Here is a 24,566-nt window from a genome sequence, read left to right as displayed (position 1 = left end):
GTTTACCTAGTTGTTGGTCTGTCCAAAGGCAGACGGCACAACACAGGTAAACCGCCATATTCATCTAATTTGGGGGACTACTAGCCTAGAATTGAGTAAGTCCACAGCTACTCAAGTAAACGGGAGAATGGTGCGATGGGACGCATGGGTGAAGGCTCGGATCTGTTGAAATGCTCTTTCTGCGGGAAGAGCCAGAAGCAGGTTAAGAAGCTAATTGCAGGCCATGGTGTCTACATTTGTACTGAATGCATCGAACTCTGCAACGAAATCATCGCTGAAGAGTTCGCCGAAGAGCAGGTGCACGAAGAGTTCTCCTTGGCTAAGCCACGCGAGATCTTCAACTCGCTGCAGGAATACGTCATCGGCCAGGAGAACGCCAAGCGTGCTCTCTCGGTCGCTGTCTATAACCACTACAAGCGTATCCACGGCAACCAGGACCACGGTCCTGTTGCGGCGCTGACTAACGATGACCCGCTGGATGATGTGGAAGTCTCGAAGTCCAACATCATGCTTATTGGTCCTACCGGATGCGGTAAGACGTACCTGGCGCAGTCGCTGGCGAAGAAGCTGAATGTTCCTTTCGCTGTCGCCGACGCTACAAGCCTGACTGAAGCAGGCTACGTGGGTGAAGATGTGGAAAATATTCTCCTCAAGCTGCTTCAGGCTGCCGACTATGACGTCAAGAAGGCCGAGACCGGCATCATCTATATTGACGAGATCGACAAGATTTCCCGCAAGAGCGAGAACCCTTCGATCACCCGGGACGTTTCCGGTGAAGGCGTCCAGCAGGCGCTTCTGAAGATCCTTGAAGGCACAGTCGCTGCGGTGCCGCCCCAGGGTGGCCGCAAGCACCCTCATCAGGATTTCATTCAGCTCGACACCACCAATATCCTGTTCATCGTTGCCGGCGCCTTTGCCGGACTGGAAGAAATTATTTCTTCACGGGCCGGGCAGAAGGGCATCGGTTTCGGTGCTCCGCTGAAAGCGCTGAAGTCGGAGACCGCTTCCTACTCGGATGTTCGGCCGGAAGACTTGCTCAAGTTCGGCCTGATTCCAGAATTCATTGGTCGCCTGCCGGTGATAACCACGGTGGAGCATCTGGATAAGGACGCGCTAGTGCGCGTACTGACCGAACCAAAGAACGCACTTCTCAAGCAGTACCAGAAGATGTTCCAGATGGATGGCGTGGCTTTGAGCTTCGACCAGTCGGCACTGGAAGCAATCGCAGAACAGGCTATTGCACGCGAGACCGGCGCGCGTGGTTTGCGGTCGATTCTTGAAGAAACGCTCGGCGGCGTAATGTTCGACCTTCCAAGCCGCGACGACGTTGCCGAAGTGGTCATTACTCGGGCAACCGTCATCGACCGTGAAGATCCCACGTTGCTCTCTCACGCGATGGTGGCCAAGCGCGATATGAAGTCCGCCTAGCCGTATTCAAAAATTCTCTTCGGAAGAAAGTTGGTAGTTCATGGCTGAACGTCAGCAAGTTGATTTTTGGTTCGATCCTATCTGCCCGTTCGCTTGGGCGACGAGCCGCTGGATCAAGGAAGTGGAGAAGGTCCGCGACATCGACGTGAACTGGAACGTCATGAGCCTCTCGATGCTTAACGAAGGCCGCGACCTTCCAGCTGACTACCGCGCCAAGATGGACATCTCATGGGGGCCGGTGCGGGTGGTCACGCGTGCTGCCCAGGAACACGGCGAGGGAGTCAAGGACAGCTTGTACACCGCCATGGGTGAACTGTTCCATTATGAGAAGATCGAAGATCGTGATGAAGTCATCGCCAAGGCGCTGCAGAAGGCGGGATTGCCGGCGGAACTCGCTGAAGCTGCGCATACCGATGCCAACGATGACGTGCTGCGCTCGAGCCACGAGGCAGGCATCAACTTGGTGGGGCAGGATGTAGGCACGCCAATCGTCGCCGTTGATGGCGTTGCTTTCTTCGGTCCGGTCATTACCCGTATTCCAACTGGGGAAGATGCAGGAAAGATGTTTGACGCTGCGGCGCAGCTCGCATCCTTCCCGTACTTCTTCGAAATGAAGCGCACTCGTACCGAAAGCCCGGTTTTCGACTAAGCGGGAATTTTCTGTTCCAAGGACGTTGTCTCATTGCGAGGCAGCGTCCTTGGTTTTTAATCAGTGAAGGCGCTTGGCATGGAGGGCCGGGTGTTCGCCCTCCGGTGCCACTAATCCACGGGACGATTGGCTATCCGCCGACGGAGGAAGGCGCGCCATCAAGGTGCCGATCCGCATGGGCCGGACCAGTATTCTGTGCATCCGCCATTCGTTGCACCGGTGCTTCACCTTCTCGTCGGATCGCGGAGCACGCGGTTCATATTGGCCGGAGACGGTTCCGCAGTCCAATTGGTGCGTCGTTCGAACCTCCGTTTCTTAGGCTCGGATGATGACTCATGAGTCCAGGGCAACGGCGCGCGGCGGGCGGACAGTTCAAGCTGCCTTTGCAGAGTGCGCAGGCGTCATCGGATCGCAAGGCAAGTCGTGGAGGTAGGCCGTCGGCATCGGCAACCGGCTCTATTGGGTGTCGAATAATTCCAATTTTAAAGCCTAATTAATGCATATTTTTTCCTACAGGGCAGACATCGCGGAGCCGGGAAAGTATCTGTTACCGAAGCTTCTATTTCATATATTCAGACACGCTGCTCTGGTCTCGCGCGGCAAGGCCGGACTCTGGGCGTGTGATTCGGCTCACTGGTATTCAGGGGCTGGTTTGAAATCACCTGAAATGCACGGGCTCATTCGAAGGGGAGTCGTGGCGCCGGGGAATCGATTGAAAGTATCTGTTTCAAAACTATTTCGCTTCACAACTTGGTGGCCGTTGCAGGTCGGTGACGCGGCGGGCGGAGGAAAATATTCCTGTAGAAAATGCTTGAAGTGTGTGTTTGACTGTTTCCCACGAGTGCAACAGCACCCCATCGATAGTGGCAAAGAAGCCACTGGACAAGGAGTTAAATCGTGCAGATTCGTTCTCTAATTACGGATTCATCCAAGGGCAAGGGGCGCCGCAAGCTGGCAAGCGCCGCGGTTCTTGCAGGCGCGCTGATGCTCGGCGTGGCACCGATGGCCTCGGCAGCGCCGACGACCACTGGTGGCGACGTCGAGTCAATCACGATCTCGGAACAGAAGGCTGACGCAGCGGTATCCTACTGGACCGCGGATCGGATGAAAGCCGCAAAGAACGCAGATTCACTCGTAGCTGGCAAGTCGGGTTCGGCTGCCAAGGTTGAAGCCGGCAAGCCGGCCAAGGTCGCCGGTCATGGCGCGCAGGCGGCAGCCGGAAAGCAGGCCCAAACGAAGGGTGGCAAGACTCGCGCTACCCAGGAAACACCGGTTTCGCACATCGGCAAGGTGTTCTTCACTCTCGGCGGATCAGACTACGTGTGCTCTGGCAACGCTGTCGTCTCCGCCAACGAGTCGACGGTCTCCACCGCTGGCCACTGCCTGAATGAAGGACCCGGTTCATTCGCAACCCGTTGGGTCTTCGTTCCAGCCTATGAAAACGGCAAAGCACCCTACGGTCCCTTCGCAGCGACCGAGCTGGTGGCACCAACTGAATGGTCAAATGGCGGGGACATCACCTATGACACAGGCTTCGCCGTGGTCAGCTCCAGCGGTGGTGCGTCCTTGACTGATGCTGTTGGCGCTTCGGGGGTCGCCTTCAACCAGGCGCGCGGAGAGTACTACACTGCTTACGGCTACCCAGCTGCTTCGCCATTCAACGGCGAGACCTTGCAATCGTGCAGCGGATACTCCAGCGACGATCCGTTTGGCCAGTCCCAGTCCCAGGGCATTCCATGCAACATGACCGGCGGCTCGTCCGGTGGCCCATGGTTCCTGGGGAGTGGATCTAACGGCTACCAGAACTCTGTGAACAGCTTCGGCTACAGCTCGGTGCGCGACACCATGTTCGGACCGTACTGGGGCTCGGTGATCCAGCAGGCATACCAGAGCGCGCAGAACTAAGCACTAATAGCCCAGCAGCTGGACATCGATGGGGATCCAGCTGCTGGCTGCAAGTAGATGGGAAGAGAAGATGACCGACGGAAATTCGCCAGCTGCCGGGTCAGAAGACTCGGTCCAGAAGCATCGTCTTGAGTCCAGCGCGGAAGACCAACTGGAACACTTCGCCGGCGAACGTCGACGCGCGGCTCGGCCCATGGAGAAAACCGTCCAGTCTCCACCCGAGACGGATGACCCTGATGCGGGGGAGGAGCAAGGGCAGAAATAGCAAAACCGGTTGCCATCCCGATGACGGGATGGCAACCGGTTTTTCTGGTTCAACTGCTATTCGGTTTCTTCAGCCGGAGCCAATTCAACGTTGGTGACAGTCATTTCACCGTCGGCTTCAACCAGGGTCAGCTCACGGGCGTTCGCCGCGGACTTCAAGTCCTCGAATCCTGCCTTGAGCTGCGCAACCTGAGACGCTGGAGCGTGGATCTCGCCCGAGAGCACTTCGGTACGCTGCTTGACCTTCGCATCGGACTTGGCCTTGCGGATGCCCGAGAGAGCGACGCCAACCAGTGGCAGTACCGCCGGGTCGGAGCCCTCCACTGCAGCGGACAAGTGCCCGGTGCTTGGCCACTGGGTCAGGTGCACCGACCCGGTGCGCCACCAACCCCAAACCTCTTCGGTAGCGAATGGCAGGAATGGCGCGAACAGCCGCAGCACGGAATCAAGGGTGGTGGCCAGGGTAGCCAGAACCGACGCCTGCTCGGCTTCGCCGTGGCCGCCGTAGGCGCGGTCCTTGACCAATTCGACGTAGTCGTCGGTGAACGACCAGAAGAACGACTCGGTGATATCCAGTGCGCGAGCATAGTCGTAGTTGTCGAAAGCGCGCTGGGCGTCTTCAATAACGGTCGACAGGCGAGCGAGCAGCGAACGATCCAGCCCGTTGGTGACTACCGAAGCGTCATCGGTCAGGACGTTGGCGTCGGTCGCGCCCAAGTTCAGCACGAACTTCGAGGCGTTGAGGATCTTGATGGCCAGGCGGCGGCCGATCTTCATCTGGTTGATTTCATACGCGGTATCGGCACCCAGCTTGGCACTGGCCGCCCAGTAGCGTACGGCGTCCGCGCCGAACTTATCCAGGACTTCGTTAGGTACAACCACGTTGCCCTTGGACTTGGACATCTTCTTGCGGTCCGGATCCAGGATCCAGCCCGAAATCGCAGCGTGCTTCCACGGAGCGTTGCCGTGCAGGGAATCTGCGCGAACCGCGGTGGAGAACAGCCAAGTACGGATGATGTCGTGGCCCTGCGGGCGCAGGTCGAAGGGGTAGACCTTCGAGAAGAACTCGTCGTCACGGCCCCAACGGCCAGCGATTTGCGGGGTCAGCGAGCTGGTTGCCCAGGTGTCCAGGACATCGGCATCGCCAATGAAGCCGTTAGCGGAGCCGCGCTGGTCCTCGGTGTAGCCGGTCGGCGCGTCTGCTGCCGGGTCAACCGGAAGCTGGTCGATGGTCGGCAACAGCGGCGCATCGTAGTTCGGTTCGCCGTGCTCGTTGACCTGGTACCACACTGGCACTGGTACGCCGAAGAAGCGCTGGCGGGAAACGAGCCAGTCGCCGTTCAGGCCCGAAACCCAGTTTTCGTAGCGCGAGCGCATGAACGACGGGTGGAAATCAATTTCCTGGCCGCGTGCGATCATCTGGTTGCGGCGTTCTTCATCACGGCCGCCGTTGCGGATGTACCACTGGCGCGAGGTCACGATTTCCAGCGGCTTGTCGCCCTTTTCGAAGAAGTTCACCGGACGGGAAATCTTCTTCGGCTCGCCATCAAGCAGGCCCGCGTCGGAAAGCATCTCGACGACGGTTTCCTTGGCGGAGAACACGGTCTTTGCCGAAATCTGGGCGTACGCTTCCTTGCCGGCCTCGGTGGTGATCCACTCGGGGGTGTCTGCAAGGATGCGGCCGTCGCGTCCAATGATCGGACGGGTTGGCAGCTGCAGTTCGCGCCACCAGGTCACGTCGGTCAAGTCGCCAAACGTGCACACCATGGCAATGCCAGAACCCTTGTCGGCCTGGGCCAATGGGTGCGGGTGGACGGTGACGGGAACTCCGAAGATCGGCGAGGTCACGGTCTTGCCGAACAAGTGCTGGTAGCGCTCGTCATCCGGGTGGGCCACTAGCGCGGCGCAAGCAGCGAGCAGTTCCGGGCGGGTGGTCTCGATGAAGACCTGCTCGCCGTTTTCAGCGTCGAATGCATAACGGTAGTAGGCGCCGGGCATTTCCCGGTCTTCGAGTTCGGCCTGGGCCACTGCGGTACGGAAGGTCACGTCCCACAGGGTTGGAGCTTCAGCCATGTAGGCGTCGCCCTTTGCCAGGTTGTCCAGGAAGGCGCGCTGCGAAGTTGCACGCGAATTGTCGTCGATCGTGCGGTAGGTCATGCGCCAGTCCACCGAAAGGCCCAGGGTGGTGAACAGCTGCTCGAAGACCTTTTCGTCTTCGACCGCCAGCTCTTCACAGATCTCGATGAAGTTCTTGCGGCTGATGACATCCCAGTCGCGCTGGTTCTTCGCAGGCTTTTCCGGTGGACGGTAGCCCTCGATGTACGGCTTGGTCGGGTCGCAACGGACGCCGAAGTAGTTCTGCACGCGGCGCTCGGTAGGCAAGCCGTTGTCATCCCAACCAAGTGGGTAGAACACGTTCTTGCCGATCATGCGCTGGTAGCGAGCCAACACGTCGGTCTGCGTGTACGAGAACATGTGTCCTACGTGCAGCGAACCCGAAGCGGTTGGCGGGGGAGTGTCGATGGAGTACACGGCTTCGCGAGTCGTGTCCTCATTGAAGTGATAGGTGCCCTCGGTGCGCCACCGGGACGAAAGACGTTCTTCCAAGCCTTCCAAAGCGGGCTTGTCAGGAACGGAAACCGTTGCGGGCGTGTCTGTGCCCAAGTTTTCTTCTGCCATACGTCTATTCTTCCATGTTTTGCCCGGCGCACAGTCATTGTTGCCCATGGCTTGCACCACGCCGCTGTCCAGCCGGGACCAGCTGGATCAAAAGCCTGTGCCGGACCGGCGGCCCTTGGCTCAGCCGTCCTGCCGCGAACGCCGAATCGCCTTGTCGCCCGCACCAGCGGCACGGTGCACCCGGGCATAGCAGCGCCGTCTGGCGTTGGCGCATTCCTGCATGGCTCCGCTTACGCAAGATATTCCCTCCGATTGCATTCCTCCGGCAGCCGCGCCAGCTGCACGTTGCCGCCGCGCAGTAGGCGCAGGCGGGACAGCATCGGCCATGGCCCTGGCGGCACCGCCGACGCTCGCCGCCCTGGATTCCAGGCCCTGGCCCGGAAGAAAATCTTGCCGCATGAAATGTAAGAGAAATTCATGCCTTACCAACTGGTAATGATCTGGTTCTACAGTTGACGTATGACAATTACAGATAAGACTTCTTCCCGTTCGGCCGTTGTTACCGGAGCTTCCAGCGGAATTGGCCAGGCAACAGTCCGTGCGTTGCGCGCACAAGGATGGACCGTCTTCGCAGTAGCCCGCCGGGCCGACCGCTTGGAAAAGCTCGCCGCTGAATGCGGTGCGATCGCGGTGCCAGCAGATGTCAGCGTGCAGGCAGATGTCGACGCACTGGTAGAAACGGTCACCGCGCATGGCGGCGCAGATACGCTGGTCAATTGCGCCGGCGGTGCGCGTGGAACCGAAACCTGGGCCGACGCGGTCGATGAAAACTGGGACTTCATGTGGCAAGCCAATGTCATGGGAACCATGCGCTTGACCCGTGCACTGCTGCCCCAGCTTCGCGAGGCGCGAGGCACCGTCTTGAACGTTACCTCCACCGCCGCACTGGCCAGCTACGAAGGCGGCAGCGGCTACAACGCGGCAAAGGCCGCTGAACGTGCCATGACCCAGGCGCTTCGTCTTGAAGAAGTCGAGAACGGGCTGCGGGTAATCGAGATCCTGCCCGGCCTGGTGCAGACAGAAGAGTTCGCGCTCCGTCGTCTGGGAAGCCAGAGCGCCGCCGACAACGTCTACGCCGGTGTGGAGAGTCCCTTGACCGGTGAAGACGTTGCCGAAGTCATCCGCTATGCGGTCAGCGCCCCGGCCCACGTGAATCTGGATGAAATTGTCATCCGCCCGCAGGCGCAGGCCGCCAACCACAAGCTAGTGCGCAGCGCCAAATAGGCGCCCAACAACATCGGTGAGGATCAATTCATGAGTCAAGCGACCCAGCAGAAGATACATGTTGTCGCAACATCCCACGGCACGGACAACGCCAACGGGCAGCAACTAATCCATGATCTGCGTGCCGACCTGGAACGGCGGAGCGAAGAGCGATTCCCGGTGCAGCTTGTCTGGCACGAAGCCTATGTGGATGTCCAAGAGCCCCGGCTTGAAACGGTTATCGCCGGTTTGCCTGAAGGCGAGCCGGCAGTGGTCTTGCCGCTGCTGGTCTCCGACGGCGTTCATACGACGCACGACATTGCGCAGGCGGTCGCCTCGCGCGCGGGAACCTCCGCCGCCCTGCCATTGGGTCCGCTGCCGGAGCTGGCCCAAGTCCTGGCGCAACGCGCCGCAGGGCACCTGGCCAACGACCCGCTCGTTGTCTTGGCGGCGGCGGGCACGAGATTGGAAGTCGGCCAAAACCAGGTCAAGAATCTCGCCGAGCAGCTCGCTGTCCTATTGGAGCGCGAAGTGCAGGTGGGCTACTGCGCAGGGGCCCAGCCACGGATCGCTGACGTCGTGGGAAATGCTGCCGCGCGTCCAGTGCTCGTGCTCAGCTCGCTGCTCGCCGACGGATTCTTCCAGCAGAAGCTGGCTAGCACGGGGGCAGGCGTGGTGACAAGCCCCCTGCTTCCTGACGTAATGATTGCTCAATGTTTCCTTGTGCGACTGCAAAAGGCGCTCGAAGAGGAGCTTTTCATGTCTCCAGATGACGAAGTCCTAACTCGTTAGGCAACGCGTAGCCATGTGACACCGGCAGGTTGCCGACCCCCTGGGGGCAGTTCCTACGCTGGTGGACATGACGCAGACAACCACACCAGTTCGCTCCACAAGAGCGGCAAAACCCAACGGCCAATGGAAAATCGACGGCCCTGCCCCGTTGAATGCCAACGAAGAGATGAAGGCCGCCGACAACGGCCTGAACGTGCGCCAGCGCATTGAGGAAATCTACTCGAAGCAGGGCTTCGATTCCATTGAACCCGAGGATCTGCACGGCCGCTTCCGCTGGTGGGGCCTCTACACCCAGCGTGCCCAGGGGATCCCCGGCGGCAAGACGGCGACGCTGAGCCCAGAAGAACTTGAAGACCGCTACTTCATGCTGCGCGTGCGCATCGACGGCGGCGCCCTGACCACCGAGCAGCTGCGCGTCATCGGCCAGATCTCCACCGACTTCGCCCGCGACACCGCCGACCTGACAGATCGCCAGAACGTCCAGCTGCACTGGATCGACGTCGTCGATGTCCCGGAGATCTGGCAGCGGCTGGAAGCCGTCGGCCTGCACACCACCGAGGCCTGCGGCGACGTGCCCCGTGTCATCCTCGGCTCTCCGGTGGCAGGCATCAGCAAGGACGAGATCATCGATCCCAGCCCGGTGATCGCCGAAATTTCCCGCCGCTACATCGGCAAGCCGGAATTCGCGAACCTCCCGCGCAAATTCAAGACCGCCATCACCGGCCACCCAAGCCAGGATGTCGTCCACGAAATCAACGACATCGCCTTGATCGGCACCGTCCACCCGCAGCTCGGCCCCGGATACGACCTGTGGGTTGGCGGCGGGCTGTCGGCAAACCCCCGCCTGGGCGAACGCCTCGGCGCCTTCGTGACCGAAGAGCAGGCACCGGATGTCTGGGAGGGCGTAGTTTCCATCTTCCGTGACTACGGGTACCGCCGCTTGCGCAACCGCGCACGCCTGAAGTTCCTGCTGGCCGAATGGGGCACGGAAAAAATGCGCCAGGTGCTGCAAGATGAGTACCTGGGCTACGAGCTGCCCGACGGCCCGTTGCCGGAGCAGCCCACCGAAGCAGGAGACCACAGCGGGGTCAACGAGCAGAAGGACGGCAAGTTCTATATCGGATTGACCGCTCCGGCTGGCCGCGTATCCGGTACCGCGCTGACCGGCCTTGCCGATTTGGCCGAAGCCCATGGATCCACCCGGCTGCGCACCACCCCGCACCAGAAGATCATCGCCCTGGACATCGCCGAAGAGCAGGTGCAGGACTTCGTCGCTTCGGCCCGCGCCCTGGGCCTGGAGGCATTCCCCAGCTTGTTCAAGCGTTCGGCCATTGCCTGCACCGGTATCGAATTCTGCAAGCTGGCCATTGTGGACACCAAAGACACCATGATTGACGCGGTAGCAAAAATCGAGGATCGCCTGGCCGACCACGAGGGCAAGCTGCCTCGCCAGCTGTCTCTGCACGTCAATGGCTGCCCGAACTCCTGCGCCCGCATCCAAACAGCGGACCTCGGATTCAAGGGCCAGCTGATTACCAACGACCAGGGAGAACAGGTCTCCGGATTCCAGGTTCACCTCGGTGGCACCCTGGCCGGTTTCGAAAATGGCGAAGCCGCCCTGGGGCGCACGGTGCGCGGGCTCAAGGTCGCGGCTGATGAATTGCCCGAATACGTGGAGCGGGTAGTGAAGAACTACTCGGCCTCGGCTGCCGAAGGGGAATCCTTCGCTGCCTGGGCCCACCGAGCTGAAGAGGATGAGCTGAAATGAGCAAGCCGACCCCAGTACGTACCCGCAGCGAGGCCGAACTGCGGCGCATCGCCAAGCTGGGCGCCGCCGAGCTGGGCTGGGATGCCACAGCGGACCAGGTCGTCGCTTTCGCAGCTGAGCACCTCGACGCCGACGAGGTAGCGGTGGCCTGCTCGATGGCCGATGCCGTGCTGCCGCACCTGGTCTGCGCGCAGCTGCCCAAGGTCGATGTGCTGTTCCTGGAAACCGGATACCACTTTGCCGAAACCCACGGAACCCGCGACGAAGTGGCTCGCACGCTGGACGTGAACATCGTCGACGTGCTGCCTGCCTTGACCGTGGCCGAACAGGATGCGAAGTTCGGCAAGGACCTGTTCTCCCGGGATCCGGCCGCCTGCTGCCAGCTGCGCAAGATGGACCCGCTGGCCAGATCCCTGTCCGGATACAGCGCGTGGTTCACCGGGGTACGCCGTGACGAAGCTGAGACCCGCATCAACACGCCCCTGGTCGCTTTCGACGAGAAGCACGGACTGGTCAAATTCAATCCCGTGGCGCCCTGGAGCTTCGATCAGCTGATCGACTACGCCACCGGGCACCAAGTACCCGTGAACCTGCTGCTGTCCAACGGCTACCCGTCCATCGGATGCCAGCCTTGCACCCGGCCGGTAGCCGAGGGCGAGGACCCGCGGGCTGGCCGCTGGGCCGGGCTGAATAAAACCGAATGCGGAATCCACGTCTAAGGAGCGAATCATGACCATCACCGCTAACGCGCCCGCAGGCACCCAGCGCAGCGTCCTGGACGCCTTGGAAGCCGAATCAATCCACATCATCCGCGAAGTGCTCGCCGAATTCGACAAGCCCGGACTGCTGTTCTCCGGCGGCAAGGACTCCGTAGTCGTCCTGCACCTGCTGGCCAAGGCCGTCTCCCCGGGCCGCGTGCCCATCCCCGTCGTGCACATCGATACCGGCCACAACTTCGCCGAGGTGCTCAACTTCCGCGACGCGGTCGTGGAAAAGTACGGGCTGAACCTCGTCGTCGGCTCCGTGCAGGAGTACATCGACCGCGGAGAGCTGGCCGAGCTGCCCGACGGCACCCGCAACCGCCTGCAGACCCGGGTCCTGCTGGACACCATCGAATCCAACGGCTTCGACGTGGTCTTCGGCGGGGCGCGCCGCGATGAGGACAAGGCCCGCGCCAAGGAGCGCATCCTGTCCCTGCGCGACGAGTTCGGCGTCTGGGATCCGCGCAACCAGCGCCCGGAAATCTGGAGCCTGTACAACGGGCGGCACGAGCCGGATTGGCATGTGCGCGCCTTCCCGATCTCCAACTGGACCGAACGCGATATCTGGGCCTACATCCAGCGCGAGAACATCGAGCTGCCGCCGATCTACTTCGCGCACTGCCGCCAGGTCTTCGAACGCGACGGCATGTGGCGGGCACTGACCAGCGTCAGCCAGCCCAACGCCGATGAGCCGGTCGTCGTCAAGCAGGTGCGCTACCGCACCGTGGGCGACGCCAGCTGCACCGGTGCGGTGCTCTCCGCCGCCGACACCGTGGCGAAGGTGCTCGATGAATTGGCCGTCGCCACCATCACCGAACGCGGAGCCACCCGCGCCGACGACCGTATTTCCGCCGCGGGAATGGAAGACCGCAAGACCGAAGGGTACTTCTAAGATGACCACCACACTATTGCGCATCGCTACCGCCGGTTCGGTCGACGACGGCAAGTCCACTCTCGTGGGCCGCCTGCTCCATGACGCCAAGGCCATCCTCGCCGACTCGCTCGATGACCTGGCCCGTACCAGCGCCGAACGCGGCTTCGGCGGCAGCGCTGGAACCCTGGACCTCGCGCTGGTCACCGACGGGCTGCGCGCCGAACGCGAGCAGGGCATCACTATCGACGTGGCCTACCGCTACTTCTCCACCGACAAGCGGTCCTTCATCTTGGCCGATTGCCCCGGACACGTGCAGTACACCCGCAACACCGTCACCGGCGCGTCGACCGCAGACGCGGCGATCGTGCTGGTTGACGCGAGGCACGGCGTGCTGGAGCAGACCCGGCGCCACCTTGGCGTGCTCGCCTTGCTGCGGGTTCCGCAACTGGTCATCGCCGTGAACAAGATGGACCTGATCGACTGGGACGAAGCGGCCTTCAGCCAGATCGAGGCCGAAGTACTCGCGCTCGCCGGAGAACTCGGCCTGAAGTCAACCACCGTCATCCCGGTCTCCGCGCTTCAGGGAGATAACATAGTCGATCCTTCGGCTTCCGCGCACTGGTATGCCGGCCCGACCTTGCTCGGGCTGCTAGAGGACATCGAGCCGCGGCTCGGCGGGGGCACTGCCCGTCTGGATGTCCAGTACGTGATCCGCCCGCAGGGCGCCTTGGCTCCAGGCCTGGACCCGGACGCGTACCGCGACTACCGCGGATATGCCGGAACTCTGGTTGACGGCAGCTTGGCCGTGGGGGAGTCCGTGCAGGTGCTCTCCAACGGCCAGCCGGTGAGCAGCCGGATCAAGGCCATCAGCACCCCTGCTGGTACCGCGCACCGCGCCCAGGCCGGCGAAGCCATCGTTGTCGAGCTGGAGACCGACTTGGATATTGCCCGCGGCGACACCATCGTCGCCGGCGAACTGCCAACCGCGCACAGGGAGTTCCAGGCGAACATCTGCGTATTGGATCCAGTGAAGCTCACTAGCGGCCAACGGCTGTTGATCAAGCACGGTACCAAGGTCGCCGCAGCCAAGCTGTCAACCATCGACTACGTCATCAACGTGGCCGACTATTCGCAGCAGCCCGCCCACTCCTTGGAGCTCAACGACCTGGGCCGGATCACCTTGCGCAGCCAGGCAGCGTTGGCCATCGAGCAGTACGCCACCTCGCGCACTGGCGGAAGCTTCCTGCTAATCGATCCAGCTACGGGGCGCACCCTTGCGGCGGGGATCATCGAGGAAAATAATGAAGCAGCCTGATGTTGGCCAGCCAACAGGAAACCAAGGGCGGGTCCGGCTGACGGCTCATGGGCAGAAGACCGGCTTCCGAGGACGCTTCCTCGGGCTGGCGGCGGTCGGAGCATTGAGCGCAGTTGCTGTGGCGACGACGTTTCTTCCGGGACCAAATGAAGTACCAGCGCAGGCGGCACATCACGGACCGGCAGATGAGCTGAAGATTGGCTATTTCGCCAACCTCACCCATGCTCCGGCCTTGATCGCCCAGTCCGAAGGTCTTCTCCAAGATCACCTTGAAGAAGACGGTACCAGTGTCCAAAGCCAGATATTCAACGCGGGACCGGCAGCCGTAGAAGCCTTGAACTCGGGGGCCATCGACGCCGCATATCTGGGGCCAAACCCGGCGTTGAACAGCTACCTGTCCAGCGATGGCGAGTCGTTGAACGTGGTGTCCGGCGTCGCCTACGGCGGAGCCAGCCTGGTTGTCGACAAGAAGATCGCTAAGCCCGAGGAACTGGCCGGCAGCAATCTGGCCAGCCCGCAATTCGGCGGAACCCAGGATGTTGCCTTGCGCAGCTACCTGAAGGGCCTGGGCTTGAAACAGGACGCCACAGTGACCCCGAGCTCCAATGGAACCGTCGCACAGCTTTTCGGCCGCGGTGAAATTGACGGTGCTTGGCTTCCGGAGCCCTACGCTTCATTGCTAGTCGAGAAGAACGGGGGACACCGCTTGGTGAATGAAGCCGAGCTCTGGCCCGACGGCAAGTTCCCGACAACGGTTCTGGTGGTCTCCAAGGAATTCATGGCTAGCCATCCGCAAACCGTGCAGAAGCTGGTCGATGCAAATACCCAAGCCATCGATTGGCTCAATCATGCGGACGAAAAACAGAAGTTGGCGGCAGTGCAGAAAGCTTTGGTCGAAGCCAACGGAAGTTCCTTTGACGAATCAGTGATCGCTGAAGCCTTGAAGCAGGTGCACTTCAGCGAGGACCCCCTGCCTGAAACCTACCAGTCACTCGTGGACCACGCATTAGCCGTAGGAGTGGGGTCTGGCGGTAACGCAGACGGACTCGTGGATACGCGTTTTCTTGAACAGCAGGAGAAGTAATGGGAGTACGGCTGAATGAAGTTTCCCTGAGCTATCCAGGCACTGGCTTGGTCATAGATCGCCTCAGTGCAGAAATTGAAGACGGAGAGTTTATCGCTGTCTTGGGGGCCTCAGGCTGCGGCAAGTCGTCCTTGCTCAACATGATCGCTGGGCTACTGGCGCCAAGCTCCGGCTGGCTTGAAGTACCTGAAGACGGCGCGGCATTCATGTTCCAGGATGCCAACCTCCTGCCGTGGCTGACTGCCAGCGAGAACGTTGACCTGGCGCTCAAGCTCGCGGGGAAGCCAGCTCCGGAACGCCAGCAACGCGTGGAGAAACTGCTCAACCTCGTTCAGCTGGGGCATGCAAGCGGCAAGAAGCCGCATGAACTTTCTGGCGGCATGCGCCAACGCGTCGCTTTGGCCAGGGCTTTGGCTCAGGACCGCCAGGTTCTGTTGATGGATGAGCCATTTGCCGCCCTGGACGCCATCACGCGTGACATGCTCCATGAGCAGTTGCGGGCCTTGTGGAGGCAAACGGGCAAGACCATCATCTTCGTCACCCACAATGTGCGTGAGGCGATTCGCCTCTCCGGCCGCATTCTGGTGCTTTCTTCGCACCCCGGGCGCATCCTGGAGACTCGCCGGATCACCGGCGAACTCCGCAATAACCCGGCCGAGGCCGCCGCATTGGCCGATGAACTAACCACGATTCTCAGAAAGGAGCAGCGGAAACATGAGCTCACTGACAGAATCTCGAACTAGGTTCAAACCCGTGCGCGTTATCAAGCTACGCCCGAACAACCAGCTCGATTCATGGGTTGCCCCCTTGCTCACTGTGGTTGTGCTTCTGAGCCTGTGGCAAATTATTTCCTGGGCAAGCCCACTGCGCGAAGACCTTTTTCCCGGTCCACTGGCTGTCGCGGCTAAGCTTCCGCAACTGCTGGCAGATGGATCATTGGTTGCGGCCGTGGGCAATTCGTTGTTCCGCGCCGTGAGCGGATTTGCGATTGCCGTGATTATTTCCACCCCGCTGGCGTTGCTGCTGGCGCATCAGCCGCTGTTGCGCAAGGGGGTGGGGCCACTGGTATCGGCCATGCAGGTATTGCCCTCTATTGCGTGGGTTCCCGCAGCCATCATTCTTTTTGGCCTGAGCGATGCGACCATCTACACGGTTCTGCTGCTCGGCGCGATTCCATCCATCATCAATGGCCTGCTCGCCGGGATCGACATGATTCCAGCGCAGTACAAGTCCTTGTCCAAGGTGCTCGGTGCCTCCAAATGGGAGCATGTGCTGCACATTGAGCTGCCAGCTGCCATGCCAGGGTATGTAGCCGGACTGCGTCAGGGCTGGGCTTTCGCTTGGCGTTCGTTGATGGCTGCCGAATTGATTGCCGTGGGCGGTTCGCTGGCCCTAGGCGTCGGTTCACTGCTGCAACGGGGCCGCGATCTGGCAGACCTGCCATTGGTCATGCTGGTGATCTTGACCATCCTGCTGGTGGGTGTGCTGATCGAATTGGTATTTTTCGCTCCGATTGAACGCAAGCTGTTGCGCGATCGAGGAATGACCCGAACGGGAGAAAACAATGGCTAAAGGGCATATCACCCTGATTGGCGGTGGACCGGGGGATCCCGAGCTGATTACCATCGCCGGCTATAAGGCCCTGCTTGCCGCGGAAGTGGTTTTGGCCGACAAGCTGGGACCTACCGCGTTGCTGGCAGAACTTTCCGATGATGTGGTTGTCATCGATGTGGGCAAGTCACCAGGCTGCCACGTCAAAACCCAGGATGAAACCAATGAATTACTGGTCAAGTACGCTTTAGAAGGTAAGCGGGTAGTTCGCCTCAAAGGTGGCGACCCGTTTGTACTTGGACGCGGCGGCGAAGAACTGCTCCACGCCGCGAAATACGGGATCCCTACGCGTGTGATTCCCGGCATTACCAGTGCAGTCTCCGTGCCCATGGCCGCTGGCATTCCCGTCACGCACCGGGGAATTGCGGCCGGTTTTACCGTAGTCAGTGGACACAGCGAACTCGCGGACGTGCCGATCCGCTCCGATCACACCCTTGCGGTGCTGATGGGAGTATCGAATTTGCCACAAATTGTTGAGACATTTCTTACCCGTGGTTTACCGTCAAGTACACCGATTGCGATAGTTGAGCGAGGTTACTCACAGACGCAGCGCACAACTATCGGTACGCTAGAAGGGATAGTAAAGCGCGCCCGCAAGGCCGCAGTGGCGAATCCGGCCGTTATCGTTATTGGTGACGTCGTTCGGCTAGCCCCGGAAGCCTCCGACCAACTGGTAGACCTCCTGCCGCTAGAGAATGCCGATGCCACCGCGCCGGCCTCATTCGTTGACTAAGAAAGAGAAGTTGTTTGATGAGTGAAATTATCGTCCCTGAGCACCTCCATTCCCGGGCGCTGCGTGTTGCCATCGTTGGTGCCGGTCCGGCCGGCATCTACGCCGCTGACCTGCTCAACAAGAGCCAGCCGGTCGCATCGGGAGAACTGAAGCTGCACGTTGATCTCTTTGACGAGCTTCCTACGCCATTCGGTCTGATCCGTTACGGAGTTTCCCCGGATCACCCGCGTATCAAGGGCATCATCAACGCCCTGCACAAGGTGCTGGACAACGACTGGATCGACTTCTACGGCAACGTCGGCTTGGGCCGCGACATCTCGCTGGAAGACCTGCATACCCGTTACGACGCAGTGATCATCTCCACCGGCGCCCAGAAGGACGCTGACCTGAACATCCCAGGTGTCGATCTTGAAGGGTCCTTCGGCGGCGCCGACTTCGTGTCCTGGTATGACGCACACCCAGATGTTGACAAGAATTGGGACCTGTCCGCCAAGGAAGTTGCTGTCATCGGCAACGGCAACGTTGCCCTGGACGTGGCCCGCATCCTTTCCAAGCATGCTGACCAGCTGCTGGAAACCGAAATCCCTGAGCACATCTACGAGCAGCTGAATGACTCGGCCGTCACCGACGTGCATGTCTTCGGCCGCCGTGGCCCGGCCCAGGTGAAGTTCACCCCGCTGGAACTGCGCGAACTCTCGCACTCCAAGGACGTTGACATCGTCCTGTATCCAGAGGACTTCGAGTTCGACAAGGCTTCGGATGAAGCCATGAAGACCAATAACCAGACCAAGACCATGGTCTCCACCCTGACCAACTGGCTGATCGAGCAGGAAGAGCGTGAAGAAGCTCCAAGCGCCTCGCGCCGCCTGCACCTGCACTTCCTGCAGTCGCCAGTCGAGGTATTGGGCGAAGATGGCAAGGTCACCGGCTTGAAGGTGGAGCGCAACGAGCTCGACGGAAATGGCGGCGCACGCGGCACCGGCGAATTCGTCGAGTACCCGCTGCAGGCCATCTACCGTGCCGTCGGCTACTTCGGTTCGGCAGTCGACGACATTGAATACGACGGGGCCAAGGGCGTTTTGCCCAACGTGGAAGGCCGCGTGCTGAACGCGTCCGGCGCTCACGTTCCCGGCCTGTATGCCACTGGCTGGATCAAGCGTGGCCCGATTGGGCTGATTGGCCACACCAAGGGCGACGCCCTGGAGACCATTACCCACTTGCTTGAAGACCTCACTAAGCTGGCGCAGCCGGATTCTTCCCAGAAGATCTCGGAACTGCTCGAAAGCCGCGGCGTGAACTTCTCCAACTGGGATGGCTGGAAGAACTTGGACGCGCACGAGAAGGAACTGGGCGCCGCAGCCGGCACCGTTTCGACTCGCTTCGGCGAGATCACTCGCGACCGCGTCAAGGTCGTAGAGCGCGAAGCGATGATGGAATTCTCTTCGGCAAAAAAATTGGTTGAGAGCCTGTAAGTTTCACCCCGGGCTCTAGCAACTATGGGCGATGTCCCTCGGCAAATCATTGCTGGGGGACATCGCCCATTGCTGTACCTGGCGCGGGTGTCAGCGGAGTAGGGTGTTCCAGAGATAATCTTCGCCGACAACAGGGATGCAGTAGTCGCGTGCTTTCTTGGCTTTGCCGGAGAGCGAGTCAGGATCCGCGGCCACCAGCAAGGCTACTTTCTTGGTGATCGCGCGATGAGGGGTGAACCCTGCGGACGCAAGCTGAGCTTCAATCTCCGAACGCGGACGAGTCATATCGCCGGTGAGCACCACCATGGCGCCGAGATCGATCTGATGATTGCCCTGAGGCTCGCGGATGGGTTCGTGATCTTCGGAAGCCACCGGCGCCACCTTGGCTACCTCGATTAGCTGCGGCGGAAGTCCTAGCATTCCGATGACTTTCGCCAGATCGGCTATTTCGTCTTCGGTCAGTACGCCATCGGACCAAGCCGTTGCGACAAGCTGTTGGAAGTACAGTTCGTGCAATCTCAGCGCTTGGTGCTTATCCAAACCAATTTCAGTGGCGGCCTGGAGCAGCTGGGCTTCTTCATGGGCTGATACGTAGCGGTCCATCAAAGCTAAATCCAGTACGGCCAAGTAGTTCTCCTCCGTAGCCGTGCCCGAAAATTCCGGCAACCGGGTCGCAAGCTTTTCCAGAAAATGCCCGGCAGATTCAGCTCTGTACTGGGACCGCTTAACTGGAACGACGCGCGAGCGCGGCGTGGAATCAAACCACCGCCCTGTCGAGGCTAAACGCAGTCGTCCGTCCCATTCTGGTTCATCGGGATCCAGTTCCATGTAGCGCGAAAGCAATGTCGCTGTGGCCGTCGCATCTCCCACTGCGCTGTGAGCCTGTTGCAACTCGATGCCAAAGGAATCGCAGCAGTCTTGAAGCGAGCGGCCTGCGCCTTGCAGGTAGCGGTGGGACATTCGCATGGTGCACATTCCTTGCGCCAGGAAGGTCTCGGGCACCGGCAGGCCACACTTGCGGAATTCAGCCTCAAGGAATCTGGAATCGAAGGAAAGATTGTGTGCCACGAGCACTGTGCCCGATAGCCTCCAATGCAGTTCTTCTGCCAGGTCCTTGAAGCTGGGCGCATCGAGCACGTCGCGGCTCTGGATGCCATGGATTGATTGCTTGCCAAGATCGCGTTGCGGGTTGATCAGTGTTTCCCACGAGTCGACAATCGTGCCCTGCCGATTCATGGTGACTATCGCAATTTCGGCGATGCGGTCGTTCCCTCCGGGGAACAGGCCGGTGGTTTCGGTATCCACGATGGAAAAGAATTCGTCGCTCATGACCGCTCCTGGGAGAAAGATTGTTAGTTCAATCTATAGCAGCAGCGGATCATTTTATCCTTAGCCAAGTGGCCAATCTTGGGGTCCTGGCAGTGGGGGCCAGAAGCGCGAGCGAACTGGGCCCAGACGATCTTCGTCTGGGCCGAGTTTCAGTTCCGCTGTGGTACTTGGCTGGTCTAGCCGGCCAGCTCAACCTTTTGGGTTGGCTTCTGGGCGCCGACACTGCGGCGCAGCATGATGAACAGCAAGATCATGCCTGCGGTGATCGACATGTGGCCAAGACCCGCGATGCCCGAGATCATCTTGGACGACTCAACGCCTAGTACGGTCATGATGCCGTGGGTGAGCTGCATGCCCGCGGTTAGGATCACGCCCGCGTTGTAGGTGCCCATGAACCACGCGAAGAGCTTGCGGTGCTGGCTCAGGCCGAAGGCCTTTTCCAGAAGGAGCACCAGCAGCAAGATGATGAAGCCCAGCACCAGCAGGTGGGTGTGGACTACGGAGAGCTGGGTCCACTGGCCTTCAGCGAAGCCGTTCATCTTGGTGAATTCACGGTAGAAAAGACCGGAAGCTACACCGAGGACCATGTAGGCGAAGGAGAAATTCACGAGCTTACGCATTGATTTTGTTTTCTTTCTGAACGGTTGGTTCTGCAGTTGCTTCTGCAGCGGAGGAAGTTGTGCCGAAGAGTGGATGCTTGCCTGAGTCCAGGACTGCGAACAGCGCCGGGAGCAGCAGGGTGCGAACGACGAAGGTGTCCAGCAGGACGCCGAGTCCGACGATCAGGCCGAGCTGGCCTAATACCGTGAGCGGCAGTGTTGCCAGTGCCGCGAAGACACCTGCCAGCACGAGCCCGGCACTGGTGATCACCGAACCGGTGCGGCTTGCGGCCAGTACCACTGCGTCGCCCAGCGCCAGCACCTGCGAGTCTTGGCGAACTCGCTGGGTCAAGAAGATGGTGTAGTCCACGCCCAAGGCGACCAAGAAGACGAAGGCCAGCAGCGGCACCTGGACATCCAAGGCGTTGGCCTCGAAGACCACCGAGGAAACCAGGGAACCCAAGCCGACGGCGGCGGCCGCGCTGAGCAAATTCACCAGACCCAAGGCAAGTGCGGTTCGCCAGGAACGGGTCAGCCAGCCGAGCATCACGAAGCAGATGACCATGATCAGCGGGGCAATCACGAACAGGTCGCGCAGGTGCATCTGGTGCGAATCAAGCTGTTCGGCGCTCTGCCCGCCAATGAGCACCTGCCCGGTGCTGCCGGTTGCCGCAGCACCGCGCAGGTCCGCTATCAGGTCCTGCGCCATGGCCGAGCTGGGATCGACAGCCGAGATGACAGAGAACTGCTGCCATGGCGTGGTGCCGAGCTGGGAGGATTCGCCAACACGCTTGACGTTTTCGACTCCGGAGAATTCATCTCGCAGGACCTGGACATCGGTTCCCTGCGCCAACACGGTGATCGGCTGGGTTTCACCTGCGGGGAAGTGCTCAGCCAGGGTCTGCATGGCACTGGAAGACTCGGTGGCGGTACGGAACTGCTGGGTCTGGTCCAGGCCGATACGCGTACCGGTCAACGCTCCAGCCAGCACCATGAGCAAGACCGCCAATGCTGCCAAGTTCAGGCCCGGACGGGTCATCACAGCACGAGCAGCACGTCCGAAGAAGTTTTCTTTCTTGCTTTCCTGTCCCGGACGGGGGACCAGCGGCCAGAACGCCTTGCGCCCGGCAAAGGCCAGGATCGGTGGCAGCGCAAAGAGCACGAAGAACGCAGCGATCAGCAAGCCAGCGGCGCAGACGATGCCCAGCCCGCGGGTATCTTCCATGACGGCCAGTCCCAAGGTCAGCAGGGCCAGCACTACGGTGAGGTTGGAGGTCAGAATCGCTTCGAAGCTGGCCGCCCACGCCTTGGACAGCGCCTGGCGGTGATCAGCATTCTTCTGCAGTTCATCGCGGTAACGGGAGATCAGCAGCAAGGCGTAGTTGGTACCGGCGCCGAAGACCAGCACGCTGAGCACGCCGGAGTCGAAGTGCAGATTGAAGGCGTTGCCCAGCAGGTTCGCCACCAGGGAGGCGCTGCGATCGGCGAGGGCAACAACGACCAGCGGGATCAGCCAGAGCACCGGCGAACGGTAGGTGAGGATCAGCAAGACTGCCACGATGCCCACCGTGACGGCCAGCAGGGTGAAGTCCGCCCCGGCGAAGGCATTGGTGATATCTACTGCGAAGGCGGTAGAACCAGTGACCTGCACGGCCAGCCCCTGAATGGGATGGGCCTGGATCCAGTTGCGGACCTCATCCAGCTTCTGGCGGTCGGCCGTATCGGAGACCGTATCCCAGGTGAGCGGAACCATGGCTGCCTGCTGGTCTTCGCTGGCCATGGTGCGGCCGGCGGACACCTCCGCGTCGTGGGCTAGCGCCGCGGTCTGCTCATCAAGGGCAGCGGTGTCGGCATTGCTCAACGCATGGCCATCGGTGCGGTTGGCCACCAGCAAAGCCGAGCTCTGGGAATCGCTGGTGTTGGCATCCAGGATTTCGGCGACCTGTGCCGATTCGGAGCCTTCGACCAGGGAGCTGGCCGCACGGGTTGGGGCTTGGATGCTGCTCAGCGCACCAAAGAGAACTAGAACAACTGCAAAGATGCCGGCGGCCCAAATGCGGGCTCCGCGGCGGTTGGTCAGCGAATCGCCGATCCGGGGGATAACTGGAACTTTCATAGTTCCAGTTAACGAGATTTCGCAGGTCAGGCCATCGTGGAAAGGGGTGAATAAAACTTCAACCGAAAGGTTGAGACGCACCCCGGCGTGTCACCGGGATTCTGTTGATCAGCTACAGCAGTCCGTGGTCTTTGGCCTTGTTGATCGCGTCGGTACGCGTAGTTGCTTGGAGCTTGTCGAAAATGTGGACCAGGTGGGTTTTGACCGTCGCCTCCGAGACGAACAGGGCCTTGGCGATCTGCTTGTTGCCGGCACCGGTAGACAGTTGGACCAATACGTCCTTTTCGCGCTTGGTGAGCTCGATTTTGGGACGGCGCATACCCTCGACAACGCGCTGGGTCATCTCCGGGGCCAGGACCATGTGCCCGGCGGAGGCTTGGCGGATGGATTCGACGATGGTCTGGGCACTGACATCCTTGAGCAGGTAGCCGGCAGCTCCAGCTTCGATGCAAGTGAGCAGCTCTGAGTCCTTGTCGAAGGTGGTCAGGATCAGCACATAAGGCGGTTTGGCCAGTTGGCGGATCGCCGCGGTGGTTTGTGCGCCATTCATCCCGGCACCCAAGCGCAAGTCGCAGAGCACCACATCGACGGTGCTGGCCTTGACGAATTCCACCGCTTCCTCGCCGCTGGAAACCTCGCCAATGACAACGATGTCGTCGTAGTTCTCGAACAGCGCGCGCAGGCCGGTCCGCACGATGGGGTGGTCGTCGACCAGCAGGATCCGGATCATGAGTTGTCCTTTGCTAAGCGAAGCGGAAGGTGGGCGCACAGGGCGGTGCCTTCACCGGGTGAGCTCTCGACATCCAAACCGCCGCCGAGTTCGCGCAGGCGCTGGTTCATTGCGGTCAGGCCGAAGCCTCCGGTGTGCGTACTGGTTTGCACGCGACCAGTATTGGGAACGAAGCCGATGCCGTCATCGACAATATCCAAACGTACCTCGTCGCCGCTGGACCCCAGGCTGAGCGCCACCGTGGAGGCCTGGGCATGGCGCAGCACGTTGGACAGGGCGGATTGGGTGGTGCGCAGCAGCGCGATCTGCACATTCGGATCCAAAGTGGGCAGCCCCGGTTCGATATCCAATCGGGTCTCCAACTTCGAATCGGCCTTGAAATTCTCCAAGACGCGGCCCAAGGCTCCGGCGAGCGCCTGGGAATCGAGTTCTGCCGGAGCCAGGGCGGCGATGATGCGACGCAAATCGGTCAGCGCCTGCCCGGAAAGCTCATCGATGCGGCTCAGGGCCGCCGAGGCAGCTTCGGGATCCCTGGACGCTTCGGCCGCCTTGGCATGCAATCCGATGGAGGAGAGCTGCTGGGCGACGGTGTCGTGGATTTCGCGGGCCAGACGGGTGCGTTCGGTGGCGATGCCAGCCTCATGCTGGGAGCGGGCCAATTCTCCTTGCAGGTCTGCCATTTCCTGCTGGGCTCGCACCAGGGAATCCACCAGGGAAGTACGTGCTTCCGCGTCGCGTTCCATCTGCAGGTATCCGCGGGAGATGCCCCAGGCGAATAGCCCGCCAACCAAGGGGCCGGCAATGGCGGCAATGCTGAGCTCGGCATTGTGCAGGTAGGGAGCGAGCAAAGTAAAGGCGTAGACGACCACTGACCACAATATTGAGGGAAGAAATGGCAGCTGGTGGCCCAGGAGAAGCCAAAGGCTGAAGGCCAACCACATGAATTCAGCGGAAACGAAGAGGCTTGCAATCCAGATCCCTAGCAGCAGCGCCAACCACCACGCGGGCTTGGCGAAGACTCCTTTCTTGGCACGGGAAACGAAGCCGAGGCTGTACCAAGTGGCGAAGAGTACCGAGACGAGGATCGCGGGCAGGACATTTCCTTGCGCTGAAATCTGTCGCAGCAACGCGATGGCAAGCAGGATTGCCGTCACCAGGTGCTGCCCCCAGCGCAGCACCACTGGCGAGGCCAACGAGTGCTGCTGATTCTGGGTGTCCAACCACTGCGGCTCGGAAGTACTCATGAATGCCAGC

At 60.7% G+C, this 24,566-nt stretch carries 21 protein-coding genes; 15 read left to right on the top strand and 6 right to left on the bottom strand.

Going from position 1 to position 24,566, the window contains the following annotated elements; all coding sequences use genetic code 11:
- Nucleotides 1-135 precede the first annotated feature (135 nt).
- From clpX to ACIOTL_RS09870, 4 genes are all read left to right on the top strand, one after another.
- Nucleotides 136-1,428, top strand: coding sequence for an ATP-dependent Clp protease ATP-binding subunit ClpX (clpX, locus tag ACIOTL_RS09885; RefSeq protein ID WP_105658464.1), 1,293 nt, complete (start codon nt 136-138; stop codon nt 1,426-1,428).
- 40 nt (nt 1,429-1,468) lie between these two features.
- Complete coding sequence (locus ACIOTL_RS09880) at nt 1,469-2,077, top strand: DsbA family protein (protein ID WP_400342447.1); 609 nt, start codon at nt 1,469-1,471, stop codon at nt 2,075-2,077.
- An 897-nt stretch (nt 2,078-2,974) separates the two neighbouring features.
- Complete coding sequence (locus ACIOTL_RS09875) at nt 2,975-3,982, top strand: trypsin-like serine peptidase (protein WP_400342446.1); 1,008 nt, start codon at nt 2,975-2,977, stop codon at nt 3,980-3,982.
- A gap of 70 nt (nt 3,983-4,052) precedes the next feature.
- Nucleotides 4,053-4,247 (top strand): hypothetical protein, encoded by a 195-nt coding sequence (locus tag ACIOTL_RS09870; protein WP_400342445.1) that lies wholly within the window; start codon nt 4,053-4,055, stop codon nt 4,245-4,247.
- A gap of 56 nt (nt 4,248-4,303) precedes the next feature.
- On the opposite strand, the gene valS is transcribed toward ACIOTL_RS09870, so the two are convergent.
- Nucleotides 4,304-6,925: a valine--tRNA ligase gene (gene valS / locus ACIOTL_RS09865; protein WP_105658467.1), complete on the bottom strand. Its 2,622-nt coding sequence runs from the start codon at nt 6,923-6,925 to the stop codon at nt 4,304-4,306.
- Nucleotides 6,926-7,384: 459 nt separating this feature from the next.
- Between valS and ACIOTL_RS09860 the strand changes: the two genes are divergently transcribed.
- From ACIOTL_RS09860 to ACIOTL_RS09810, 11 genes are all read left to right on the top strand, one after another.
- Nucleotides 7,385-8,149, top strand: coding sequence for an SDR family oxidoreductase (locus ACIOTL_RS09860; RefSeq protein WP_388022223.1), 765 nt, complete (start codon nt 7,385-7,387; stop codon nt 8,147-8,149).
- A gap of 30 nt (nt 8,150-8,179) precedes the next feature.
- Nucleotides 8,180-8,920, top strand: a complete 741-nt coding sequence (locus tag ACIOTL_RS09855) for a sirohydrochlorin chelatase (protein ID WP_105658469.1) — start codon at nt 8,180-8,182, stop codon at nt 8,918-8,920.
- Between the two features lie 67 nt (nt 8,921-8,987).
- Complete coding sequence (locus tag ACIOTL_RS09850) at nt 8,988-10,688, top strand: nitrite/sulfite reductase (protein WP_105661442.1); 1,701 nt, start codon at nt 8,988-8,990, stop codon at nt 10,686-10,688.
- Nucleotides 10,685-11,407 carry a phosphoadenylyl-sulfate reductase gene (locus ACIOTL_RS09845; protein ID WP_105658471.1) on the top strand — a complete coding sequence of 241 codons (723 nt, stop codon included), beginning with the start codon at nt 10,685-10,687 and terminating at the stop codon, nt 11,405-11,407. Before ACIOTL_RS09850 ends, ACIOTL_RS09845 begins: the two co-directional genes overlap by 4 nt.
- 10 nt (nt 11,408-11,417) lie before the next feature.
- Nucleotides 11,418-12,341 carry a sulfate adenylyltransferase subunit CysD gene (gene cysD, locus ACIOTL_RS09840; RefSeq protein ID WP_105658472.1) on the top strand — a complete coding sequence of 308 codons (924 nt, stop codon included), beginning with the start codon at nt 11,418-11,420 and terminating at the stop codon, nt 12,339-12,341.
- A 1-nt stretch (nt 12,342) separates the two neighbouring features.
- On the top strand, nt 12,343-13,638 hold the full coding sequence (locus tag ACIOTL_RS09835) for a sulfate adenylyltransferase subunit 1 (RefSeq protein WP_105658473.1): 1,296 nt from the start codon (nt 12,343-12,345) through the stop codon (nt 13,636-13,638).
- Entirely contained in the window at nt 13,625-14,722 is a 1,098-nt protein-coding gene (locus tag ACIOTL_RS09830; protein WP_400342444.1) for an ABC transporter substrate-binding protein, read from the top strand. The genes ACIOTL_RS09835 and ACIOTL_RS09830 overlap by 14 nt, the downstream gene beginning before the upstream one ends.
- Nucleotides 14,722-15,465 carry an ABC transporter ATP-binding protein gene (locus ACIOTL_RS09825; RefSeq protein WP_105658475.1) on the top strand — a complete coding sequence of 248 codons (744 nt, stop codon included), beginning with the start codon at nt 14,722-14,724 and terminating at the stop codon, nt 15,463-15,465. Before ACIOTL_RS09830 ends, ACIOTL_RS09825 begins: the two co-directional genes overlap by 1 nt.
- Complete coding sequence (locus ACIOTL_RS09820; protein ID WP_105658476.1) at nt 15,437-16,294, top strand: ABC transporter permease; 858 nt, start codon at nt 15,437-15,439, stop codon at nt 16,292-16,294. The genes ACIOTL_RS09825 and ACIOTL_RS09820 overlap by 29 nt, the downstream gene beginning before the upstream one ends.
- A complete protein-coding gene (gene cobA, locus ACIOTL_RS09815) occupies nt 16,287-17,066 on the top strand; it encodes a uroporphyrinogen-III C-methyltransferase (protein WP_400342443.1) in 780 nt (259 codons plus the stop codon). The genes ACIOTL_RS09820 and cobA overlap by 8 nt, the downstream gene beginning before the upstream one ends.
- A gap of 17 nt (nt 17,067-17,083) precedes the next feature.
- The gene (locus ACIOTL_RS09810) at nt 17,084-18,538 is read left to right on the top strand and encodes an FAD-dependent oxidoreductase (protein ID WP_332594712.1); all 1,455 of its coding nucleotides are present in this window, start codon (nt 17,084-17,086) and stop codon (nt 18,536-18,538) included.
- A 90-nt stretch (nt 18,539-18,628) separates the two neighbouring features.
- Here the strand turns inward: ACIOTL_RS09810 and ACIOTL_RS09805 are convergent, their stop codons facing one another.
- The 5 genes from ACIOTL_RS09805 to ACIOTL_RS09785 all read right to left on the bottom strand — a co-directional run bounded on the left by ACIOTL_RS09805 (nt 18,629) and on the right by ACIOTL_RS09785 (nt 24,556).
- Nucleotides 18,629-19,867, bottom strand: a complete 1,239-nt coding sequence (locus ACIOTL_RS09805; RefSeq protein ID WP_388022210.1) for an exonuclease domain-containing protein — start codon at nt 19,865-19,867, stop codon at nt 18,629-18,631.
- Between the two features lie 176 nt (nt 19,868-20,043).
- Nucleotides 20,044-20,487 (bottom strand): DUF2871 domain-containing protein, encoded by a 444-nt coding sequence (locus ACIOTL_RS09800; RefSeq protein WP_388022208.1) that lies wholly within the window; start codon nt 20,485-20,487, stop codon nt 20,044-20,046.
- A complete protein-coding gene (locus tag ACIOTL_RS09795; RefSeq protein WP_400342442.1) occupies nt 20,480-22,582 on the bottom strand; it encodes an MMPL family transporter in 2,103 nt (700 codons plus the stop codon). Before ACIOTL_RS09795 ends, ACIOTL_RS09800 begins: the two co-directional genes overlap by 8 nt.
- A 112-nt stretch (nt 22,583-22,694) precedes the next feature.
- Nucleotides 22,695-23,312 (bottom strand): response regulator, encoded by a 618-nt coding sequence (locus ACIOTL_RS09790; RefSeq protein WP_388022204.1) that lies wholly within the window; start codon nt 23,310-23,312, stop codon nt 22,695-22,697.
- Complete coding sequence (locus ACIOTL_RS09785; RefSeq protein ID WP_388022202.1) at nt 23,309-24,556, bottom strand: sensor histidine kinase; 1,248 nt, start codon at nt 24,554-24,556, stop codon at nt 23,309-23,311. Before ACIOTL_RS09785 ends, ACIOTL_RS09790 begins: the two co-directional genes overlap by 4 nt.
- Between the last annotated feature and the right edge of the window lie 10 nt (nt 24,557-24,566).

This window comes from Glutamicibacter sp. NPDC087673, from assembly GCF_044743255.1.
In the GTDB taxonomy this organism is placed as follows: domain Bacteria; phylum Actinomycetota; class Actinomycetes; order Actinomycetales; family Micrococcaceae; genus Glutamicibacter.
The sequence above is the reverse complement of the archived record's forward strand: the minus strand, read 5'-3'. Positions and strand labels throughout refer to the sequence as shown.

Excerpts from the sequence above, each read along its gene's own strand:
- clpX (WP_105658464.1), top strand. The coding sequence starts at position 136 with ATGGGACGCATGGGTGAAGGCTCGGATCTGTTGAAATGCTCTTTCTGC.
- ACIOTL_RS09880 (WP_400342447.1), top strand. The coding sequence starts at position 1,469 with ATGGCTGAACGTCAGCAAGTTGATTTTTGGTTCGATCCTATCTGCCCG.
- ACIOTL_RS09870 (WP_400342445.1), top strand. The coding sequence starts at position 4,053 with ATGACCGACGGAAATTCGCCAGCTGCCGGGTCAGAAGACTCGGTCCAG.
- valS (WP_105658467.1), bottom strand. The coding sequence starts at position 6,925 with ATGGCAGAAGAAAACTTGGGCACAGACACGCCCGCAACGGTTTCCGTT.
- ACIOTL_RS09860 (WP_388022223.1), top strand. The coding sequence starts at position 7,385 with ATGACAATTACAGATAAGACTTCTTCCCGTTCGGCCGTTGTTACCGGA.
- ACIOTL_RS09855 (WP_105658469.1), top strand. The coding sequence starts at position 8,180 with ATGAGTCAAGCGACCCAGCAGAAGATACATGTTGTCGCAACATCCCAC.
- ACIOTL_RS09850 (WP_105661442.1), top strand. The coding sequence starts at position 8,988 with ATGACGCAGACAACCACACCAGTTCGCTCCACAAGAGCGGCAAAACCC.
- ACIOTL_RS09845 (WP_105658471.1), top strand. The coding sequence starts at position 10,685 with ATGAGCAAGCCGACCCCAGTACGTACCCGCAGCGAGGCCGAACTGCGG.
- cysD (WP_105658472.1), top strand. The coding sequence starts at position 11,418 with ATGACCATCACCGCTAACGCGCCCGCAGGCACCCAGCGCAGCGTCCTG.
- ACIOTL_RS09835 (WP_105658473.1), top strand. The coding sequence starts at position 12,343 with ATGACCACCACACTATTGCGCATCGCTACCGCCGGTTCGGTCGACGAC.
- ACIOTL_RS09830 (WP_400342444.1), top strand. The coding sequence starts at position 13,625 with ATGAAGCAGCCTGATGTTGGCCAGCCAACAGGAAACCAAGGGCGGGTC.
- ACIOTL_RS09825 (WP_105658475.1), top strand. The coding sequence starts at position 14,722 with ATGGGAGTACGGCTGAATGAAGTTTCCCTGAGCTATCCAGGCACTGGC.
- ACIOTL_RS09820 (WP_105658476.1), top strand. The coding sequence starts at position 15,437 with ATGAGCTCACTGACAGAATCTCGAACTAGGTTCAAACCCGTGCGCGTT.
- cobA (WP_400342443.1), top strand. The coding sequence starts at position 16,287 with ATGGCTAAAGGGCATATCACCCTGATTGGCGGTGGACCGGGGGATCCC.
- ACIOTL_RS09810 (WP_332594712.1), top strand. The coding sequence starts at position 17,084 with ATGAGTGAAATTATCGTCCCTGAGCACCTCCATTCCCGGGCGCTGCGT.
- ACIOTL_RS09805 (WP_388022210.1), bottom strand. The coding sequence starts at position 19,867 with ATGAGCGACGAATTCTTTTCCATCGTGGATACCGAAACCACCGGCCTG.
- ACIOTL_RS09800 (WP_388022208.1), bottom strand. The coding sequence starts at position 20,487 with ATGCGTAAGCTCGTGAATTTCTCCTTCGCCTACATGGTCCTCGGTGTA.
- ACIOTL_RS09795 (WP_400342442.1), bottom strand. The coding sequence starts at position 22,582 with ATGAAAGTTCCAGTTATCCCCCGGATCGGCGATTCGCTGACCAACCGC.
- ACIOTL_RS09790 (WP_388022204.1), bottom strand. The coding sequence starts at position 23,312 with ATGATCCGGATCCTGCTGGTCGACGACCACCCCATCGTGCGGACCGGC.
- ACIOTL_RS09785 (WP_388022202.1), bottom strand. The coding sequence starts at position 24,556 with ATGAGTACTTCCGAGCCGCAGTGGTTGGACACCCAGAATCAGCAGCAC.